The sequence below is a fragment of the Castellaniella hirudinis genome (assembly GCF_047468865.1).
Classification (GTDB): domain Bacteria; phylum Pseudomonadota; class Gammaproteobacteria; order Burkholderiales; family Burkholderiaceae_B; genus Castellaniella; species Castellaniella hirudinis_A.
Map to the genome: position 1 here is coordinate 17,449 of NZ_JBLGTV010000007.1, position 18,550 is coordinate 35,998.

The 18,550-nt window shown below is 64.1% G+C and carries 20 protein-coding genes; 10 read left to right on the forward strand and 10 right to left on the reverse strand.

The annotated features are described in order from the left end of the window. Window positions 1–23 precede the first annotated feature (23 nt). Window positions 24–1,034: a bile acid:sodium symporter family protein gene (locus tag ACMHYJ_RS10200; RefSeq protein ID WP_414246064.1), complete on the forward strand. Its 1,011-nt coding sequence runs from the start codon at window positions 24–26 to the stop codon at window positions 1,032–1,034. A 125-nt stretch (window positions 1,035–1,159) separates the two neighbouring features. On the opposite strand, the gene ACMHYJ_RS10205 is transcribed toward ACMHYJ_RS10200, so the two are convergent. From ACMHYJ_RS10205 to ACMHYJ_RS10215, 3 genes are all read right to left on the reverse strand, one after another. Beyond that, window positions 1,160–1,363 (reverse strand): hypothetical protein, encoded by a 204-nt coding sequence (locus ACMHYJ_RS10205; protein WP_414246065.1) that lies wholly within the window; start codon window positions 1,361–1,363, stop codon window positions 1,160–1,162. 66 nt (window positions 1,364–1,429) lie between these two features. Next, a complete protein-coding gene (locus ACMHYJ_RS10210) occupies window positions 1,430–2,236 on the reverse strand; it encodes an exodeoxyribonuclease III (RefSeq protein ID WP_414246066.1) in 807 nt (268 codons plus the stop codon). A gap of 9 nt (window positions 2,237–2,245) precedes the next feature. Beyond that, the gene (locus ACMHYJ_RS10215; protein WP_414246067.1) at window positions 2,246–3,043 is read right to left on the reverse strand and encodes a DODA-type extradiol aromatic ring-opening family dioxygenase; all 798 of its coding nucleotides are present in this window, start codon (window positions 3,041–3,043) and stop codon (window positions 2,246–2,248) included. Window positions 3,044–3,208: 165 nt separating this feature from the next. Between ACMHYJ_RS10215 and pyrE the strand changes: the two genes are divergently transcribed. The 3 genes from pyrE (at window position 3,209) to ACMHYJ_RS10230 (ending at window position 4,604) form a co-directional block, all read left to right on the forward strand. Beyond that, window positions 3,209–3,877, forward strand: coding sequence for an orotate phosphoribosyltransferase (gene pyrE / locus ACMHYJ_RS10220; RefSeq protein ID WP_414246068.1), 669 nt, complete (start codon window positions 3,209–3,211; stop codon window positions 3,875–3,877). Window positions 3,878–4,014: 137 nt separating this feature from the next. Further along, entirely contained in the window at window positions 4,015–4,275 is a 261-nt protein-coding gene (locus ACMHYJ_RS10225) for a ribbon-helix-helix domain-containing protein (protein ID WP_414246069.1), read from the forward strand. 8 nt (window positions 4,276–4,283) lie between these two features. Continuing rightward, window positions 4,284–4,604 carry a type II toxin-antitoxin system RelE/ParE family toxin gene (locus tag ACMHYJ_RS10230; RefSeq protein ID WP_414246070.1) on the forward strand — a complete coding sequence of 107 codons (321 nt, stop codon included), beginning with the start codon at window positions 4,284–4,286 and terminating at the stop codon, window positions 4,602–4,604. A gap of 118 nt (window positions 4,605–4,722) precedes the next feature. Here ACMHYJ_RS10230 and ACMHYJ_RS10235 read toward each other — a convergent pair whose 3' ends face one another. The 4 genes from ACMHYJ_RS10235 to gatC are packed head-to-tail and all read right to left on the reverse strand — an operon-like array spanning window position 4,723 to window position 8,975. Further along, complete coding sequence (locus ACMHYJ_RS10235) at window positions 4,723–5,646, reverse strand: restriction endonuclease (RefSeq protein ID WP_414246071.1); 924 nt, start codon at window positions 5,644–5,646, stop codon at window positions 4,723–4,725. A gap of 35 nt (window positions 5,647–5,681) precedes the next feature. Further along, complete coding sequence (gene gatB / locus ACMHYJ_RS10240; RefSeq protein WP_414246072.1) at window positions 5,682–7,139, reverse strand: Asp-tRNA(Asn)/Glu-tRNA(Gln) amidotransferase subunit GatB; 1,458 nt, start codon at window positions 7,137–7,139, stop codon at window positions 5,682–5,684. Continuing rightward, on the reverse strand, window positions 7,139–8,662 hold the full coding sequence (gatA, locus tag ACMHYJ_RS10245) for an Asp-tRNA(Asn)/Glu-tRNA(Gln) amidotransferase subunit GatA (RefSeq protein WP_414246073.1): 1,524 nt from the start codon (window positions 8,660–8,662) through the stop codon (window positions 7,139–7,141). Before gatA ends, gatB begins: the two co-directional genes overlap by 1 nt. 4 nt (window positions 8,663–8,666) lie before the next feature. Then, complete coding sequence (gene gatC, locus ACMHYJ_RS10250; protein ID WP_414246074.1) at window positions 8,667–8,975, reverse strand: Asp-tRNA(Asn)/Glu-tRNA(Gln) amidotransferase subunit GatC; 309 nt, start codon at window positions 8,973–8,975, stop codon at window positions 8,667–8,669. 244 nt (window positions 8,976–9,219) lie between these two features. Here gatC and ACMHYJ_RS10255 point away from each other — a divergent pair, with 244 nt between their 5' ends. Genes ACMHYJ_RS10255 through rodA form a run of 5 tightly spaced genes read left to right on the forward strand, consistent with a single transcriptional unit; the run spans window position 9,220 to window position 14,958 of the window. Next, window positions 9,220–10,263: a rod shape-determining protein gene (locus ACMHYJ_RS10255; RefSeq protein WP_043685149.1), complete on the forward strand. Its 1,044-nt coding sequence runs from the start codon at window positions 9,220–9,222 to the stop codon at window positions 10,261–10,263. An 18-nt stretch (window positions 10,264–10,281) separates the two neighbouring features. Continuing rightward, window positions 10,282–11,166 (forward strand): rod shape-determining protein MreC, encoded by an 885-nt coding sequence (gene mreC / locus ACMHYJ_RS10260; RefSeq protein ID WP_414246075.1) that lies wholly within the window; start codon window positions 10,282–10,284, stop codon window positions 11,164–11,166. 25 nt (window positions 11,167–11,191) lie between these two features. After that, window positions 11,192–11,713, forward strand: a complete 522-nt coding sequence (mreD, locus tag ACMHYJ_RS10265) for a rod shape-determining protein MreD (protein WP_414246076.1) — start codon at window positions 11,192–11,194, stop codon at window positions 11,711–11,713. A gap of 9 nt (window positions 11,714–11,722) precedes the next feature. Further along, the gene (gene mrdA, locus ACMHYJ_RS10270; protein WP_414246077.1) at window positions 11,723–13,795 is read left to right on the forward strand and encodes a penicillin-binding protein 2; all 2,073 of its coding nucleotides are present in this window, start codon (window positions 11,723–11,725) and stop codon (window positions 13,793–13,795) included. Beyond that, window positions 13,792–14,958, forward strand: a complete 1,167-nt coding sequence (rodA, locus tag ACMHYJ_RS10275) for a rod shape-determining protein RodA (RefSeq protein ID WP_414246078.1) — start codon at window positions 13,792–13,794, stop codon at window positions 14,956–14,958. The genes mrdA and rodA overlap by 4 nt, the downstream gene beginning before the upstream one ends. A 35-nt stretch (window positions 14,959–14,993) precedes the next feature. On the opposite strand, the gene mutY is transcribed toward rodA, so the two are convergent. From mutY to ACMHYJ_RS10290, 3 genes are read right to left on the reverse strand one after another with little or no spacing between them, the layout of a single operon-like run. Then, window positions 14,994–16,139: an A/G-specific adenine glycosylase gene (gene mutY / locus ACMHYJ_RS10280; protein ID WP_414246079.1), complete on the reverse strand. Its 1,146-nt coding sequence runs from the start codon at window positions 16,137–16,139 to the stop codon at window positions 14,994–14,996. After that, complete coding sequence (locus ACMHYJ_RS10285; RefSeq protein ID WP_414246080.1) at window positions 16,139–17,047, reverse strand: cell division protein FtsX; 909 nt, start codon at window positions 17,045–17,047, stop codon at window positions 16,139–16,141. The genes mutY and ACMHYJ_RS10285 overlap by 1 nt, the downstream gene beginning before the upstream one ends. Beyond that, window positions 17,044–17,715, reverse strand: a complete 672-nt coding sequence (locus tag ACMHYJ_RS10290; protein WP_414246081.1) for a cell division ATP-binding protein FtsE — start codon at window positions 17,713–17,715, stop codon at window positions 17,044–17,046. The genes ACMHYJ_RS10285 and ACMHYJ_RS10290 overlap by 4 nt, the downstream gene beginning before the upstream one ends. A 154-nt stretch (window positions 17,716–17,869) precedes the next feature. Here ACMHYJ_RS10290 and ACMHYJ_RS10295 point away from each other — a divergent pair, with 154 nt between their 5' ends. After that, window positions 17,870–18,532 carry an OmpA family protein gene (locus ACMHYJ_RS10295; protein WP_414246082.1) on the forward strand — a complete coding sequence of 221 codons (663 nt, stop codon included), beginning with the start codon at window positions 17,870–17,872 and terminating at the stop codon, window positions 18,530–18,532. The last annotated feature ends 18 nt before the right edge of the window (window positions 18,533–18,550 follow it).

Consider the following 18,550-nt stretch of genomic DNA (forward strand, 5'->3'; position numbering starts at 1 on the left):
CTTCGCCAAGGAAAAAATGCGTCATGGTTTCTAAGTTACGCCTGCTGTTCGATCGCTTCACCTTGATTTTGATTGTGGTGGTGACGACGGCAACCCTGCTGCCCGCGCATGGTCAGGGGGCTGTGTTTTTCCACTGGCTGACGGCGGCGGCCATTGCGCTGCTGTTTTTCATGCATGGCGCGAAGCTGTCGCGTGAAGCCATCATTGCGGGGGCCACGCACTGGCGTCTGCATGGCGTGATTTTCCTCTGGACCTTCGTCCTGTTTCCGCTGCTGGGCTGGGCCCTGGGCCCGGTGCTGACGCCTTTGCTGGGCGAGCCTTTATACGTGGGGGTGCTGTATCTGTGCGTGTTGCCGGGCACCGTGCAGTCGGCCATCGCCTTTACATCCATTGCGCGGGGCAATATTCCGGCGGCGGTCTGTGCGGCTTCGGCGTCCAGCATCGTCGGCATCGTCATCACGCCTCTGCTGCTGCAGCTGTTGCTGAAAACCGATACCTCGGCGTTGGACAGCACGTCTTTGCTGCAATCCATCTTGCGCATTGGCCAGCAGATTTTTCTGCCTTTCGTGGCGGGGCACCTGATGCGCCCGGTCATCGGCCGCTGGATGGATCGCCATCGCGCTCTGGTCACCAAGGTCGATCAAAGCTCGATTCTGTTGGTGGTGTATACCGCTTTCAGCGAATCCGTGGTGGCGGGGCTATGGTCCCAGGTCGACCCGCAATCGCTGGTTTGGCTGGTGCTTGTCTGCTGCGTGTTGCTGGCCATCGTGCTGGTGCTCAATACATGGTCGACCCGGCGGCTGGGCTTCAACCGGCCGGACGAAATCACCATCGTGTTCTGCGGCTCGAAGAAAAGCATGGCCACCGGGGTGCCCATGGCGGGGGTGTTGTTCAGTGCCAGCGCCATCGGGCCGGTGCTGCTGCCCCTGATGATTTTCCATCAAATCCAGCTGATGGTGTGCGCGGTGCTGGCGCAGCACTATCAGCGCATGGGTGGCCCAACCCCGCCGCCGCGGCGCCGCGCGCCCGCCTGATCCGCCGGCCTGGTGAGCGCCGGACACGAAAAAGGCCCCGCATGCGCGGGGCCTTAAGCTGGATGACAGCCCTTTTCAGGGCCGTGAGCCAGCCGAGCTGCCTGGCTGTCACCAAACAGAAAAAATCAAGCCGTGGTGTGCAGCAAGGTGCCGACCGAACCGCTGCTGGCCAACTGGGGGACGCTGGGCACGGAATTGACCAGGCTGAGTATGGTGTTGGCTTGACCATCCAGAACCTTGTTGAGCAGCACGTTTTGCTTTTCTTGCATCATGGCCCAGTTTTGCAGGCCAGAAGCAACGGCGACGGCGCTTTCTACGGATTCGGACATGGCGGCCTCCTGGGAAATCGGTGAAATATAACGATTACGTTTGATTGTACGGCATTTAATGCCAATTTAACATGACGCAGCGCGGGGAAAGTCGTAATCAATGGTCAGCGGCGCGTGGTCGCTGAAGCGTTCGGCCTTGTAGATGGCGGCGGATCGGGCGCGGGCGGCCATGCCGGGGGTGGCGATATGGTAGTCGATGCGCCACCCGACATTGTTGGCCCAGGCCTGCCCGCGGTTGCTCCACCAGGTATAGGCCTCGCCCGTGGCTTCGGGGTGCAGGCGGCGGTAAACATCCACCCAGCCGTGCTGGTTCAGGATTTTGCCGAGCCAGGCGCGTTCCTCGGGCAGGAATCCGCTGTTCTTCAGGTTGCCTTTCCAGTTTTTCAGGTCGATTTCGTGGTGGGCAATGTTCCAGTCCCCGCAAATGATGAATTCGCGCCCGCTGTGGCGGTATTCCTGCATCAGGCCGTCCAGCCAGCCCTCGAAGTGATCCAGGAAACGGTATTTGGCTTCTTGGCGGGGGTCGCCGCTGGATCCCGATGGCAGATAGGCGCTGATCACGCTCAGGCCCGGCCAGTCGGCCCGCAGAATGCGGCCTTCGGCGTCGAATTCCGGGCAGGCCATGCCGCTGGCCACGCGCTGGGCGGGCTGGCGCATATACAGCCCCACGCCGCTGTAGCCTTTTTTCTCGGCATGGTGGAAATGGCCGGTGTAGCCGTCGGGGTGGCGCAGGGCGTCGTTAAGATCGGCATCCTGGATTTTGATTTCCTGCAGGCAGACGATATCCGGCCGCTGGGCATGCAGCCAATCGGGCAGGCCTTTGCGAAAAGCGGCCCGGATGCCATTGACGTTGAGCGAGGTGATGCGTAGCACAGGCGTCCTTCAGCCAAAACGAAAACTGGAAATGGTCAGCCCGCCGAACCCGCGGGTGTCGTGCTGAATACAGGATACTGGGTCGTCGCCTGCCGCGCCGTTGGCCACGAACAAGGGCACCAAGTGGTCTTCCATGGGATGGCAGATGCGGGCGGCGGGGGCTTGAGCCCAGCGGGCCAGCGAGGCTTTGCGCTGATCGGCGGGCTGATCCACCAGGGATTGCTGCAGCCAGGCATCGAAGCGGGCCGAGGGTTCCGCGCCGGCGGCGTTGAAGCCCCGCATATTATGAAAACTGAGCCCGCTGCCGATGATCAGAATGTTTTCGTCGCGCAGGGGCTGCAGGGCTGCCCCCAGGGCATGGTGCCAATTGGGATCGAAATGGGCGTTGATGGACAGTTGCACCATGGGAATCCGGGCCTTGGGATACATCACGTAGGCCGGTACGAAAGCGCCGTGGTCGTAGCCGCGCCGGGTGTCTTCGCTGACGGGGATGTCCTTGGCCGACAGCAGGCTGTGCACCCGGGCCGCCAAACGGGGCGACCCGGGCGCGGTGTAGTGGATTTCGTAGGTGTCGGCGGGAAACCCGTGGTAGTCGTAGACCATGCCGGGCTGGGGGTGGCCGCTGACTTTGACCTGGTCGCGGGTGATCCAATGCGCCGACACCATCAAGATGGCACGCGGCGCCTGGGGCAGCGCGGCGGGGATGTCGCGCAGCGCCTGGGCCAGGTTGGTGTAGTTGCCGTCGGGATCCGGCATCCAGGGCCAGGGGCCGCCGCCGTGGGAAATGAAGTACGCCGGTTGACGCATGGCAGACCTTTGAATGGACAAATGAACCAACCCATTATCATAGGCTCAAACGCTGGGTGCTGTCAGGGGCGGGGAAGCCCCTTGGCGGGCGGGCGCTTGCCCAGCTGTGTTCAAGGGACGCCGGATTGGTCGATAATGTGGGTTTTTCCAGATCGAGATATCGTCATGCCCCGTTCGCACGCCCAAGCATTTGTCCGTTTTGCCCTGGATCAGGGGGTTTTGCGCTTTGGCCGGTTTCAAACCAAATCGGGGCGTTTGAGTCCATATTTTTTCAATGCGGGCTTGTTCAATGATGGCGCCAGCGTGGGGCGGCTGGGGCAATTCTATGCCCAGGCCCTGCTGGAAGCGGGACTGGATTTCGATATGCTGTTCGGGCCGGCTTATAAGGGGATTCCCCTGGCCACGACCACCGCGGTCGCCTTGGCGCAGCAGCCTGCCATGGCGGGGCGCATGGTGCCTTTCGCCTTCAACCGCAAGGAAGCCAAGGATCACGGCGAGGGCGGGGTGCTGGTGGGAGCGCCGTTGCAGGGCGGGGTGGTGATTATCGACGATGTAATCACGGCGGGCACATCGGTGCGCGAATCCGTGGCCCTGATTCGCGCCGCCGGCGCGCGCCCGGCGGCGGTGCTGATCGCCTTGGATCGCATGGAGCGCGCCGGGGCCGATGGGGCCTTGTCGGCGCATTCCGCCGTGCAGGATGTGGCGCAGACCTACGGCATTCCGGTGGTCAGCATTGCATCTTTGATGGATGTGATGGCCCTGCTGGAAGGGGATGCGACTTTGGCGCAGCACCGGGCGGCGGTGGAGGCCTACCGGGATCGGTATGGGATTTGAGCGTAGGCCACTATAGAGCACCAGGATGCCGGTACTCGGGCCCGCGCTTTGAGTTGTATCTTATTGATTTTAAATAGCCTTGTGGGGCGTCTTCATTATTGAGTATATTGAAGACATCAAGCTGCAAGGAGCTGACCATGTCCCGCACGAACACCACCACCATGACAGTGCGCCTCAGTGGCTCTCTGAGCGAATTCGTTGCCGCAAATGTTGGTGAGCAAGGCGACTACGAGAACGTCAGCGAGTATGTAAGAGACCTCATTCGTCGTGACAAAGAAGCCAGGGAAGCGGCTGCATTCGAGCGGCTCAAGGCCGAACTCACGCACACATGGGCGGCACCGGAGTCGTCATACAAACCTTTGACGGCAGCAGACGTTATCGCGCGTCACCGAGTCTGATTTTCGTCATGATCAAGGCCCAGATACGCATTCAGGAAGCAGCATCCTGGCGGCTGGACGACATTTATCGTTATACGTATGAGCGCTGGGGGGCGCAACAGGCCGAGCGCTACATCACGGGTTTATTTGAGGCATTTGAGGGTATTGCCACGCACCAGACCGTATCCCGCACTATTCCGGCAGCGTTCGGCATTGATGGTTATTTCTTCCGTTATGAGCGGCACTTTGTCTATTGGCGCCGCCTCTCGAATGGTGACATCGGTATCGTGACCATTTTGCATGAGAAGATGCACCGAGTTGGGCGCTTGCGGGAGGACTTCGGTCTTTGAGCGCGGCTTTATCCGAGACTTGCAAGCGCGTTCGTGCGCAGGAGGCGCCCAACCAACAAGCGATGCGTCACATGGTTTCAGAAGATGTATCTCTTGTTTCTCAAAGGGATGGCTGGATTTACTCATCAAAATAGTCCGCATCAATCTTTGGGAGTTTTACGGCTTTTGACGACACCCCAACTTCATAATCCATCATCAGATTGACTAACCGGGAGCCGTCGATCAGGACAATACCTTCGACGGATTTGGCAAAGTCTACTGCCTGAGCGGTGAACCCTGATGTCGTCATGAAAATACCGCGCTTGGCTTTCTGACCCGCCAAGGCGCCATAGAATGCTTGTAATTCTGGGCGCCCTACTGTGTTTTGCCAACGTTTAGCCTGGACGTAGACCTTTTCGAGGCCCAGTTTGTCGAGGGAGATCACACCGTCGATCCCGCCATCCCCTGTACCGCCGACCCGCTGCAGGTCGGTGCGGCTTGTGCCGTACCCCAGTTGGTGCAATACATCAAGCACAATCACTTCAAACCTGGCTGGTGATACCTGAAGCAGGCTTTCATGCAAATCGCTCGCTGTGGCTTCCCGTAGTTCAGCGAGCGCTTGAGTCAGGCGATCATCGGGGCTCAAGGAGCCCGCGCCGCTGTCTCGCACTTGTATGAACTGAGGCTCGATGGGTACGGCATCCCTGGGGCGCAACGATTCAACCGTTTTGAAAATGTTGGCAAGGCGGTCAACTTCAGCTGCAGGCAAGGGTGTGGGGTGTTGCGCAATATAGGCGCGGCCTGCCTCGGTAATTCGCCAGTACCCGCGCTTTGCACTTTCTGATAAGCCAGCTCGCTTCAAGCGATCATGTGCCCACCCCGTGCGGTTTCGAAAAATGGGTTGGCCACTATCTAGAATTTCTTGGCGCTGATCGTCATTCAGGGTGAGCGCATCTGCGGCAGCCTCATGTACCAAGCTGGCTTTCACGCCCTCTGAGGCCTGCGGAGTGGCCAAAAATCGCAAGACAGGCTCAATGAACTGATCATATGTTGGTACAGCCATCCATCACCCTTCGTTCAGGTAGCGCGTTGAAAAAATCAAGCGTCCAGCTTCGCCTTCAGAATCGTATTCACCTGTTGCGGGTTGGCCTTGCCCTTGGCGGCTTTCATCACCTGGCCGACCAGTGAATTGAACGCCTTTTGCTTGCCTTCGTGATATTGCGCCACGATGGCGGGATTGTCGGCCAGCACCGTGTCGATCATCGCTTCGATGGCCCCCGTATCGCTGATCTGGCGCAGGCCGCGGGATTCGATGATGGCATCCGCATCGCCGCCCGATTCGGCCGACCACATCGCCGCGAACACATCGCGGGCGATCTTGGTGGAAATCGTGCCGTCCAGGATACGGCCGATCAGCGCCGCCAGCTGGGTCGGGGCCACTGGCGACTGGCTGATGTCCAGGCCATCGCGGTTGAGCGCGGCGGACAACTCGCCCAGCACCCAGTTGGCTGCCTGCTTGGCCTGGCCGGCGGGCAGGGCCGCCGCCGCCGTTTCAAAATAATCCGCCACGGCGCGGTGCAGCGTCAGCTGCGCGGCATCGTAGGGCGTCAAGCCCAGGTCGGCTTCAAATCGCGCCCGCTTGGCGGCGGGGAGTTCGGGCAGGGCGGCGCGGACTTCGGCGATCCAGTCGTCGGACACGATCAGCGGCGGCAGATCCGGATCCGGGAAATACCGGTAATCGTCGGAATCTTCCTTGGTGCGCATGCTGCGGGTTTCATCGCGATCCGGGTCGTACAGGCGGGTTTCCTGCACCACTTGGCCGCCGTCTTCGATGAGTTCGGTCTGGCGGCGGACTTCGTGCTGGATGGCGCGTTCCAGAAAACGGAAGGAATTCAGATTCTTGATTTCGCAGCGCGTGCCGAAGGCCGCCTGGCCGCGTGGCCGCACCGACACATTGGCGTCGCAGCGGAAAGAGCCTTCTTGCATATTGCCGTCGCAGATGCCCAGCCAGACCACCAGCCCATGCAGCGTGCGGGCATAGGCCACGGCCTCGGCGGCCGAGCGCATTTCGGGCTCGGTGACGATTTCCAGCAGCGGCGTGCCGGCGCGGTTCAGGTCGATGCCGCTGGAGGATTCGCCGTGCGGCCCGGTGAAGTGCTCGTGCAGGGACTTGCCCGCGTCTTCTTCCAGGTGGGCGCGGGTCAGGTTGATGGTGTGTTCGGTTTCGCCCACGAAAAACGACAGCTGGCCGCCCACCACGATGGGCAGCTCGAACTGGCTGATCTGATAGTTTTTGGGCAGATCGGGGTAAAAATAGTTTTTGCGGGCGAATACGGAACGGTTGGCCACGCGTGCCCCGATGGCCAGGCCGAACTGGATGGCGCGTTCCACCGCGCCCCGGTTCATCGCGGGCAGCGACCCCGGCAGGGCCATGTCCACGGCATTGGCCTGGGTATTGGGCTGGGCGCCGAAACGCGTGCTGCTGCGCGAAAAAATCTTAGACTGTGTGGACAGCTGGGCGTGGGTTTCCAGCCCGATGACGATTTCCCAATCCATTATGCGTGTTCCGGTGTGTGTGTATGCCAGTCGGTGGCCTGCTGGTAGCGGTCGGCCAGGGCCAGCAGGCGGCCTTCGTCGAAGTAGCGGCCGATGACCTGCAGCCCGATGGGCAGGCGCCCGCTGTCCCCGCCGAACCCGCAAGGGATGGACAGGCCGGGCAGCCCCGCCAGATTGACGCCCAGGGTGTAGATGTCACTGAGCCAATCGGCGATGGGGTCTTGGCGATTGTCGCCGATCCGGCGTGCCGTGGTGGGGGTGACCGGCCCCATGATGACGTCGCAGTCTTGCGCCAGCACGCGCTGGAAGTCGTCCGCGATCATGCGGCGCACGCGTTGGGCCTGCAGGTAGTAGGCGTCGTAATAGCCGTGCGACAGCACATAAGTGCCCACCAGGATGCGGCGGCGCACTTCGTCGCCGAAACCTTCGGTGCGCGAACGCGTCGTCATGTCGGCCAGGTCGGTGTAGTGATCGGCCCGATGGCCGTAGCGCACGCCGTCGTAGCGCGACAGGTTGCTGGAGGCTTCGGCGGGGGCGATGACGTAGTACGCCGGGATGGCCAGCCGGGTGCGCGGCAGGGAAACATCTACCCGCACGGCCCCCAGCGACTGGAACACTTGCAGGGCGGCTTCGATGGCCGCGCCGACGTCGGCGGCCAAGCCCTCGTTGAAGAATTCGCGTGGGACACCGATGCGCAGGCCCTTCAGGGGCAGCGCGCCCGCCGCCTGGAAGCCTGCCTGGGCCTGGCCGTAGGCGGCCTGGACGCGGCCCGGGGCGTTGGCCTGGCCGTCGCAGGTCTCCAGGCTGGTGGAATCTTTGGGGTCGAAGCCGCTGATGGCATCCAGCAGGGGAACCAAATCCTGGGCGCTGCGCGCCAGGGGGCCGGCCTGATCCAGGCTGGATGCGTAGGCGATGATGCCGTAGCGCGAGACCGTGCCATAGGTGGGCTTGATGCCGCTGACGCCGCAGTAGGCGGCGGGCTGGCGCACCGACCCGCCGGTATCGGTGCCGGTGGCGCCCAGCACCAGGCCGGCGGCCACGGCGGCGGCCGACCCGCCCGATGATCCGCCGGGGATGCGGCTTGGATCCCAGGGATTCTGCACGGGGCCGAAGGCGGAATTTTCATTGCTTGAGCCCATGGCGAATTCGTCGCAGCTGAGTTTACCCAGCGACACCGCCCCGGCCTGCCGCAATTGGCCGACCACGGTGGCGTCGAAGGGGCTGACGTAATCGGCCAGCATGCGGCTGGCCGCCGTGGTGCGCCAGCCCCGGGTGACGAACAGGTCTTTGTGGGCGATGGGGATGCCCGTCAGCGGCCCGGCCTGGCCGCTGGCCAGGGCCTGGTCGGCGGCCTGCGCCTGGGCCAGGGTCAGGTCGTCGTCGAGGTGCAGGAAGACGTTGGGATCCGGGTGCTGGCGGGCGGCGCGCAGGGCGTCGGCGGCGATTTCGGTGGCGCTGACTTGCCGCTGGCGCAGGGCGTCGCCCAGGGCCTGGATGCTGCGAAATGAGGAAAGCTGGGACATGGGGTTATTCGATGACGGTGGGCACGAGAAACAGGCCCTGGTGGGCGGCGGGGGCGTTTTCGAGGCAGGCGTCGCGCTGCGCGGTGGATTGGGCCGCTTCGGCGACGTCGTCGCACAGCCGCAGGGCAATGGCCTGGTGGGCGGCCAAGGGGTGCGCCATGAGTTCGATGCCGTGGGTATCGACGGCCTGAAGTTCTTCGATCAAGGCCAGAATGCGGGTGAGTTCCTGCGAGGCGCGGGATTGATCGGTGGGGTCCAGTTGCAGGCCGGATAGCCGTGCCAGCCGGGCGATATCCTGTTCTGTGAGTGCCATGTCGTTATGCCAGAGGGGCTGCCGCGAAAGCAGCCGGGTGTGTGCGGATGTATCAGAAGGACCTAAAAGCGGGAGTTCTGCAAAACTTTCCCTGCAATTCCGGCCCTGACCATAGAGGATTATAAGTTATCATTACCGATTCCATGCAGCTTGCCATGGTCTGTGCTGCCACGCCGGCCTCAAGGGCCAGCGACCCCGGGCCTTTTACGCAGGATCGCTCCATTTTCATTTTATTTGTGCGCCCATGTTCGGATTTCTACGCAGTTACTTCTCCAGTGATATGGCCATCGACCTCGGCACGGCCAATACACTGATCTACGTCCGCAGCAAGGGCATTGTGCTCGATGAACCCTCGGTGGTGGCCATCCGCCACGACGGCGGCCCCAACGGGAAGAAAATCATTCAGGCGGTGGGTCACGAGGCCAAGCAGATGCTGGGCCGGGTGCCCGGCAACATCGAGGCCATCCGCCCCATGAAAGACGGCGTCATCGCCGATTTCACCGTCACCGAGCAAATGCTCAAGCAGTTCATCCGCATGGTGCATCCGCGCAGCATGCTGGCCCCCAGCCCGCGCATCATCGTGTGCGTGCCTTGCGGCTCCACCCAGGTCGAACGCCGCGCCATCCGGGAATCCGCCCTGGGCGCGGGCGCCAGCCAGGTCTACCTCATCGAAGAGCCCATGGCCGCCGCCATCGGCGCGGGCCTGGCCGTGTCCGATGCCAGCGGGTCCATGGTGGTCGACATCGGCGGGGGCACCACCGAAGTCGCCGTGATTTCGCTGGGCGGCATGGTCTACAAAGGCTCGGTGCGGGTGGGCGGCGATAAATTCGACGAAGCCATCATCAACTACATCCGCCGCAATTACGGCATGCTGATCGGCGAACCCACCGCCGAACTCATCAAAAAAGAAATCGGCTCGGCGTTCCCGGGCTCCGAAATCCGCGAAATCGAGGTCAAGGGCCGCAATCTGTCCGAAGGCGTGCCGCGCAGCTTCACGGTATCGTCCAACGAAATCCTCGAATCGCTCACCGATCCGCTCAATCAGATCGTTTCCGCCGTCAAGACCGCGCTGGAGCAAACCCCGCCCGAACTCGGCGCCGACATCACCGACAAGGGCATTGCGCTGACCGGCGGCGGGGCGCTGCTGCACGACCTGGATCGCCTGCTGCAGGAAGAAACCGGCCTGCCGGTAGTGGTGGCCGAAGACCCGCTCACCTGCGTGGTGCGCGGTTGCGGCGAAGCCCTCGAACATCTCGAACGCCTGGGCGGGGTATTTATCTACGATTGATGAAAAACTGGTGCCGTCATGCGCGAACCCGGCAATCTGCGGTTGTTCAAGCGCGGGCCCAGCATCGAAGTCCGTTTGGTGCTGTTGCTGGCGCTGTGCCTGGGCCTGATCATCACAGATGCCCATTGGCCGGTGCTGCGCCCTGTGCGCCAGGCGTTGTCGGTGGCCGTCTATCCGTTCCAGCGGGTGGTGATGGCGCCGCGCCAGGCGCTGGAATACGTCGATAGCTGGTCGCACGCGGCCGCCCTGGCGCGCGAGGAACAAGACGCCCTGCGTCGCCAGCAGATCGAAATGGCCCAGCTGGCCACCCATGCGGCCCAGTTGACCACCGAAAACGAGCAATTGCGCCGCCTGTTGAAGGTCTCCGAGTCCATCACCCAGCCGTCCGTGGCGGTCGAAGTATTCTACGAACCCCCCAATGCCTTCAGCCACCGCCTGATCTTCAACAAAGGCACCCAGGCGGGGATCAGGCCCGGCATGCCGGTCATCGACGAAGGCGGGGTGGTGGGACAGATCGTGCGGGTCACGCCCTATACCTCCGAGGCCGCCTTGTTGATCGACGACCAGGTGTCCATCCCGGTGCAGGTGCTGCGCAACGGGCTGCGGCTGATCGCCTTCGGCAGCGACGAAGTCGGCAAGCTCGAAGTGCGCTATCTGACGGCCAGCATGGATGTGCAGCCCGGCGATACGCTGGTCACCAGCGGGATCGGCGGCCTGTTTCCAGCCGGGCTGCCTGTTGCGCGGGTCGACAAGGTCGATCGGGACCCCGGCACCGGGTTTGCCATGGCGGTCGCCCAGCCGCTGTCGCATCCAGAACGCTATCGCCATTTTCTGGTCATGCGGGTGGATACCGACAATCTGCCGCAGGCCGAGGATCTTGAACATGCCCTTGCCCAGCCGTAGACCCCCCGCCGGGAGGTCGTCCCTGATGTCCTTGCAGCCCGTGGATGCGGCGCCGTTCTCCCGGCCTTCGTCCATCTTGTGGGTATGGGGATCCTTGCTGCTCGTCTGGCTGGCGTCTTTGCTGCCTTGGCGGCTGTGGCAGCCGGTGCCCGACATGTTGCTGCTGGTGCTGGTGTTCTGGTGCCTGCACGAGCCCAATCGCGTGGGCTTGTTGACGGCCGTGGCGCTGGGTCTGCTGATGGACGCGCACGATGCCGGCCTGCTGGGGCTGCACGCCCTGGATTACCTGTTGTGCGCCTATGGGGTGCTGCGCCTTCATGGGCGCCTGCGGCATTTCAATGTCTGGGTTCAGACCGTCCATCTCATTCCGGTCCTGGTGGCGGCCGGGCTGGTCACGCGCTTGCTGGGGGCCTGGCTGAATGGCGAATGGGTCGGCTGGGACTGGCTCTGGTCGGCCCTGCTCACGGGGGCTCTGCTGCCGCTGGTCGATGTATTGCTGCTGTTGCCCCAGCGCCGCCTGGATGGCGACGACGTGGGCGCGGTCTAGCGGGCGCGCATGTTCGAATTTCGCAAAACCGGCCAGCACCAGCGCCAGACCGTCTTGCTGCGGGCCTGGGTGGCGGGTGTCTTTGCCCTGGTTTTCCTGCTGTTGCTGGTGGCTCGCTTGTGGTATTTGCAGGTGGAACGCTACGACAACCTGTCCGCCCGGGCCGACCAGAACCGCATCACCATTGTGCCGGTGACCCCGCGCCGGGGCCAGATCACCGACCGCGCGGGCGAAGTCCTGGCCACCAACCTGCGAGACTACACACTGGTGGTGACGCGCGCCCAGGTCGAAGGGAAAATAGAAGACCTGCTCGACCGCCTGCGCGCATTCGTCTACATCAGCGACAGCGATCAGCGCCGGTTTCTGCGGCTGTACGAGCAAAGCGGCCGCTATACGCCGATTTTGCTGCGCAATAACCTCAACGACATCGAAGCTTCCTGGTTTGCCGTCCACGCGTTCGAGTTTCCGGGGGTGAACCTGCAGGCGCGCTGGGTTCGGTCTTATCCCGGGCATGAATCCGCCGCCCATGTGCTGGGCTTTGTCGGCCGCATCTCCGAAGAGGATGAAAAATACCTGGAGAAAACCGGCCAGGAAGGCAATTATCGCGGCACATTGGTGATCGGCAAGAAAGGCATAGAAAAAACCTGGGAAACCGTGCTGCACGGCCGTACCGGGGTCGATGAACTGGAAGTCACCGCGACGGGCCGTCCTGTCCGCGAACTCAGCCGCGACGATCCCGTGCCGGGAGACAATCTCGAACTCTCTCTGGATGCCGGCCTGCAAAAGCTGGCGGAAGCCCAGTTCGAGGGCCGCCGGGGCGCGCTGGTGGCCATACAGCCCAAGACCGGGGAAATCCTGGCTTTCGTTTCGTCGCCGTCTTTCGACCCCAACCTGTTCATCGACGGCATCGACGTCGAGAGCTGGCGCAAGTTGAACGAATCCCCGGATCACCCGCTGATCAACCGGCCGTTGTACGGCACCTACCCGATTGGCTCCACCTATAAGCCTTTTGTCGCGCTGGCCGCCCTGGAAATGGGCTTGCGCGGCCCGCGTGAGCGGCTGTCCGATCCGGGGTATTTCGAACTGGCCGGGCAGCGTTTCCGCAATGCCGGCGGGGCGGCCTACGGCCCCACCGATATGCACCGGGCGATCGTGGTGTCATCGGATACCTATTTTTATTCTCTGGGCGCCATGATGGACGTGGATGCCTTGCACGATTTCAGCAAGCAATTCGGCTTTGGGCAGATTACCGGCATCGACCTGGATGGCGAACGCCGGGGCGTGTTGCCGTCGCGGGCCTGGAAGCGCGAGGCCTATAAAAAACCTTCGCAGCAGCATTGGTATCAGGGGGAAACCGTGTCGGTGGCCGTGGGCCAGGGCTACAACGCGTTTACCCTGCTGCAGCTGGCCCAGGCCACGTCGGTGCTGGCCAACGACGGCATCTATATGAAGCCCCATTTGGTGCGGCGCATCATCGACCCCCAGAGCGGGCGGTTCTCGTATCCGGTGCGGGCGCCGCAGTACACGATTCCGCTGAAGCCGGAAAACCTGCAAGTGGTGCGCGAGGCCATGGTCGACGTGGTGCGCAAAGGCACGGCGCGGCGCGCTTTCGAAGGCGCGTCCTACCAGGCGGCGGGCAAGACTGGCACCGCTCAGGTCTATAGCCTGAAAGGGGCGAAATACAAGGCGCAGACGGTGGACGAACGCCTGCGCGATCATGCGCTGTTCATGGCCTATGCCCCGGTCGACGATCCGCAGATCGCGTTGGCGCTGATTGTGGAAAACGGCGGCTGGGGGGCCTCGGTGGCGGCTCCGGTCGCCCGCGCTTTGTTCGACTACTGGCTGGAACCCGTCCGCATCGCCCGGCGCCAGCAGCGGCTTTACGAAGAACGGCAGGCGCGCGCGGAACTGGAAGAAGCCCGGGCCGCGGCCGGGCCGGCGGCGTCTTCGGGCGGCAACCGTCCGGTGGCGGACGTGCCGACGGCCTTGCCCGATCCCGAGCAGGATGCCGTCCCCGAGCCCGCTCCCTTGCCCGATACGGAGACCCCCGCGGGGGATGGCGCCCTGGAGGATCTGGGATGAAACTCATCGTGCAGGCTCTGCGCCGTTTGCTGGCCGTCCTGGACTGGCCCCTGCTGGTGCTGTTGGTGCTCATGGCGCTGGTGGGGATGTCCACCATGCATTCGGCCGTGGGAAATACCGATTGGCGTTTTGCCGACCAGTTGCGTAATTTCATGCTGGCCTTCGGGGTGATGTGGCTGGTGGCCCTGTTGCGGCCCAGCGTCATCATGCGCACGGCGCCTTATTTCTATACGCTGGGGGTGCTGCTGCTGCTGGCCGTCATGTTTTTCGGGGTGACCAGCAAGGGCGCCACCCGCTGGCTGAACCTGGGCTTCGTCCGGGTGCAGCCGTCGGAGATGATGAAAATCGCCGTGCCGCTGATGCTGGCCTGGTACTTCCAGCGCCAGTCGGACAGCCGTTTCCGCATCCAGGATTTTCTAGTCGCGGGCATATTGCTGCTGGTGCCCGCCGCCCTGATCATCGACCAGCCCGACCTGGGCACCGCCTTGCTGGTGCTGGCGTCGGGGTTTTGCGTGATTTATTTTGCCGGGTTTTCGTTCAAATTGCTGGCGCCTGTCACCCTGGTCGTGGCCGTGGGCCTGGGCACCGTGATTGCCTACGAGAATCAGCTCTGCCAGCCCGATGTGGACTGGGTGGTCTTGCATGACTACCAGAAATATCGCGTCTGCGTGCTGCTGAACCCCGGCACCGATCCCTTGGGCAAGGGGTTTCACACCATCCAGTCGATGATCGCGGTGGGGTCGGGCGGCGTGTATGGCAAGGGCTATATGCAGGGCACCCAGACCCACCTGGATTTCATCCCGGAGCGCACCACCGATTTCATCTTCGCCGTGTTCGCCGAGGAATTCGGCCTCTATGGCGGGGTGGCCCTGCTGGTGCTGTACGCTTTGCTGGTGCTGCGCGGCCTGAGCATCACCGTGCGGGCGCCCACGCAGTTTGGGCGCCTGCTGGCGGGCGCCATGTCGATGATGATGTTCGTCTATGTGTTCGTGAACATCGGCATGGTCACGGGGATTCTGCCTGTGGTGGGGGTGCCGCTGCCGTTCATGAGCTATGGCGGCACGGCCCTGATGACGCTGGGGGTGGCGTGCGGCTTGTTGATGAGCATCGGGGCGCACCAGCCTGAAACGCGGCCCGGCGGTGCCGGGCGCGGCGGGATATAGCGGCGCCGCCCGCCCGGCTTGCCGCACACCGGGGCTCAGGCTTGCGCGGTTCGGCCCGCGTCGGCGGGGTAGAGTCCGTCCAGCAGGGCGGATACCGGCGCGGGCATGCCCCGCAAGACGCGTTCGGGGATCGGCGTCCAGCCCGCTTGCCCCGCGTCCAGGGCGATTGGCACCGGGTTGCGCGGGATGGACACCGTGTCGTCCGCCGGCAGATCTCGCCAATGCGGCGATACCGTTTCCAGGCTGTCCGGCAGGCGCACCCAAACGGGCTGGATGGCCAGGCGAAAATGCGTGAACACATGGGTGAGTCCCGCCAGCGCGGTGGCCCGGGGTTGGCCCAGGGTGCGCAGAACCGCTTCCAGCGCCGTCGCGCTGCCCAGGACGGGCGGCGTCCATAAACCGCCCCATACGCCCGCTTCCGGGCGGCGCTGCAGCCAGAGGTTTTGCCGGTGTTCCAGGATCAGCAGCCAGGCGGCGTGCGTCGGTTGCGCGAGGCGCGCCCGCGGGGCCGGCAGGCTGTCCTGCACGCCCTGGCGCCGGGCGGCACAGTCTGCCGCCAGAGGGCAGCGCGCGCAGTCGGGCCGGCGCCGGGTGCAGACTGTGGCCCCCAGATCCATCTGCCCCTGGGTGTAGGCCCGCATGTCCAGATCGGCCGGGGCGCCGTCCAGCCAGGCTTGGGCCTGCCGCCACAAAAGACGGCTTGTGGCGGCCGCCTGCGGGTCGCCGGGCAGCGCCAGATAGCGGATCAGCACCCGGCGGACGTTGCCGTCCAGGATCGGCAGCCGCGCCCCCTGGCTGAAGGCGGCAATCGCCGCCGCCGTGGATCGGCCGATGCCGGGCAGTTGCGCCAGGGCCTCCGCCTGCTGGGGAAACCGCCCCTGGTGTTCGTCGCGCACGATCCGGGCGCAGCGGTGCAGGTGGCGCGCCCGCGCGTAATAGCCCAGGCCCGCCCAGGCCTGCAAGACGGCGTCCAGGGGGGCGTCGGCCAGGCTGACGACATCGGGAAAAAGCACGAGAAAACGTTGATAGTAGGGGATGACGGTGCTGGCTTGGGTTTGCTGCAGCATGATCTCGGACAGCCAGATGCGGTAGGCGTCCCGGGTGCCTTGCCAGGGCAGGCCGTGGCGGCCCGCGTGGAGCTGCCAAGCGGCAATCCGTGAGGCGGGATCGTGCGCGGGCATCAGAAGCGCGTATGCCGGGTGACCGATAGCCGGGCGGCGATGGCCCCCAGGAAAATCACCAGGATGCCGGACAGGAGCAAGTCCTGGGGGGCGGGCAGCTGCATGGCCCAGTGGATGCCGTAGCTTTGGGCGAAGCGGCCCAGCAGCGCATTCAGCGGGGCCAGCGCCAGCCAGGCCAGCAGCAGGGCCAGCAGGCTGGCGGCCAGGCCGGTAATGGCCCCCAGGTAAAGAAAGGGCCGCCGGACAAAGGATTCCGTGGCCCCCACCAGGCGGACGACCGCAATTTCATCGCGTTGTGTCAGGGCCTGCAGGCGCACGGTATTGAAGACCGTGGCCAGCACGACCACGGCCACGGCCACGGCCAGCATGCCCAGCCCCACGCGGATGAACGACAGCAGCGTTTCCAGCCGCTGCACCCATTCGCTGTCCATCTGCACGTGTTCGACCCCGGGCCATTGGCGCCAGGTGTCCGCCAATTGGCGCGCCTGGCGCACGGGGGTGTCGGAGTCGCGCAGCGTCACGATCAGGGCGTCCGGCAGGGGATTGTCGCCCAGGGCGTCCAGTGCCTGGGCCCAGGCGGGGTCGGCCCGCAATTGGCGCAGGGCCTGGTCGCGCGGCATCAGTTGGGCATCGGCGATGTCCGCGCCGGACTCGGCGCGCACGCGTTGCAGCAGGGCCTGCTGCTGCGCCGCTGTGGTGTCCGCCGCCAGAAAGAGGGTGAGTTCGGGGGTCACCGCCAGTTGCCTGGCCAGCGGCTGGCTGGATTGCAGGATGGCGGCCCCCAGGATGGGCACCGTCAGCATCAGGGCGATGACCACCACATTGGCCAGCGAGGAGAACGGGTGCCGGTACAGGCGGCGCAAGGCCAGCAGCAGGGCGTAGCGGTGGTGCAACAGCCAGCGCTTCATGGGGCCACCCCGGGGAGGTCGGTGAAGCGCCCCGCGTCGATGTGCAGGGTGCGTTGCGCGTAGCGGGCCATCAGGCCGGTATCGTGCGAGGCGATCAGGGTGGTGACCCCCACCCGGTTGAAGTCGCGGAAGACGTCCATGATATGAGTGGCGCTGTCGTGATCCAGATTGGCCGTGGGTTCGTCCGCAATCAGGATGGCGGGTCGCCCGACGATGGCGCGGGCAATCGCCAGGCGCTGCTGTTCGCCGCCGGACAGCTCGATGGGCAGCAGGTTTTCTTTGCCCCGCAGGCCGACTTTTTCGAGAGCCGCGCGGGCGCGGGTGGAGGCCATGGCGGGGTTCAGGCCCTGCACCGCCAACGGCAGCAGCACGTTGTCGAAGGCGTGGCGGTCGAACAGCAGGTGGGCGTCCTGCAGGATCAGGCCCACGGTGCGGCGCAGGTAGGGCAGGGCGCGGGGGGACAGGCGATCCAGCCGGTGCCCATTGACCGTGACGCTGCCCCGGCTGGCGGGCTCCAGCCCGCCGACCACCTTGAGCAGCGTGGATTTGCCGGCGCCGGACGGCCCCGAGACGAAAATGAATTCACCCGGCGCGATCGAAAAATTGACATCGGCCAGGATGTTGCGGCCGCGCCCGTAGGATTTGAAGACATGCTGAAATTCGATCATGGCATCCTGCTTCGGGCGCATCGGCCCGCACGGACTGATTGTAAGCCGGCTGACCGGGGTCTGTGTAACACTGGGGGTGCTTTCAAAATGTAGCAATTGGTACAAGACAACTTGTTACCCTGACGTTTGTTTTCTTCGTTACCGGGGTCTTACCATGAACACAAATACCGCCATGATGAATGTTTCGCGCATCGCCGCCATCGGCAGCCTGGCGCTCTTGACCGCGTGCGCCAATGTGTCTCCCCAGGGGCAGAATACCGCCCTGGGCGCCGGCGCTGGGGCGGCCCTGGGGGCCGGGCTGGGGGTGCTGATCGGCGACAGCAGCCACGCGGCGCTGATCGGCGCCGGGATCGGTTCCGTGGTGGGCGGCGTGGTGGGCTACAACTGGAAAGCCATCAAAGGCGACGTCGAGCAGTCCGGCGCTTCCAGCCTGGGGGTGTCCGTCATCGAAATGCCCGACGGCACCTTGAAGGTCAATATCCCCAGCAATGTGTCCTTCGATACCAACCAATCCGTTCTCAAACCCGCCTTGCTGCCGGTGCTGGACAGCGTGGCGCGGGCCCTGAACCAGCACCCCGAACTGCGCGCCAAGGCCATTGGCTATACCGATTCCACCGGCAACGACAGCATCAACCTGCCCTTGTCCCAGCGGCGGGCGGGCGCGGTGACCCAGTATCTGGCCAACCAGGGGGTGGCCCCGGGACGTCTTATGGCCGAGGGCCTGGGGGCGGCCAACCCCATTGGCGACAACAGCACCGTCCAGGGCCGGGCGCTCAATCGCCGGGTCGAACTCTTTTTGTATGCGGTCGGCAAGTAGATTTTTAGTGCCTGGCGC